Here is a 1,083-nt window from a genome sequence, read left to right on the forward strand (position 1 = left end):
GAGGGTTAATACTGGCAAAGGGGTCTTGAAATACCATTTGAATCTGCGAGCGAAAGCGGCGTAGATCGCGTTTTGATAATGCTGCGATGTTTTGTCCATTAACTATTGTCTGGCCACCGACTCGCGCTTGATTGCTGAGTAATTGACTTAACGCGAGTGCAATTGTGGTTTTTCCAGAGCCTGACTCACCAACGATACCGAGTGCCTGCCCTTTTTGCAGGTTCATATCGACATTTTTTACCGCATCGAACCAGCGTTTAGTACTTCCGAACAAGCTTTTTTCAATCGGAAACTGTACTTGTAGGTTACTGACTTGCAATACTATTGGTTGCTGCTCATTGTTATCAACCAATAACTCCAATGCTTGCCCAAAATCTTGCTTAATAAGCGAGCGAGTATAGTCGGCTTTAGGCTGACTAAATACCGCTGCAGTTGGCCCCTGCTCGATAGTCTGCCCTTGGCGCATGACGATGACGTCGTTGCTATAGCGTCTAACTAAATTAAGATCATGACTAATTAATATCATCGCCATATTATGCTGACGCTTGAGATCATCTAATAGGGCGAGAATCTCATGTTGCAAGGTGACATCAAGCGCAGTGGTTGGCTCATCAGCGATTAAGATATCTGGCTGCTGCGCTAATGCCATAGCAATCATTACCCGCTGACGTTGACCACCCGATAACTCATGCGGATAACGATTTAGCTTGTCAGCAGGCTCGTTAATATTGACATCGTCTAGCAAAGCGATGCTTCTTTCGCGCCATTGCTTTTTGGCTACACCGCTGAGACGCAGAGACTCTGCGATTTGCTTAGCGACGGTATGTAATGGATTGAGCGCCGTCATTGGCTCTTGAAACACCATGCCGATGCGTTGACCACGAATGGAGCGCAGCGCTGCATCACGTGTTTTATGGTTGCTTATCGGCAATGTAGCCATTCCTGTTGCATCTGCTAACTGCACCTCACCCATGACGCTCAAGCTATCTGGTAACAAGCCCAACAGCCCAAGACTGGCGATCGACTTACCAGAGCCTGACTCACCAACGATACCGAGTGCCTGCCCTTTTTGCAGGTTCATAT

Annotated in this window: 1 protein-coding gene; it reads right to left on the minus strand. The window is 47.3% G+C overall.

The window, feature by feature from the left end; translation table 11 throughout:
• On the minus strand, positions 1-1,083 hold a 1,083-nt coding region (locus ACS8FD_RS16410), incomplete at both ends, for an ATP-binding cassette domain-containing protein (protein WP_439276626.1).

Source organism: Psychrobacter sp. 1U2, from assembly GCF_051847575.1.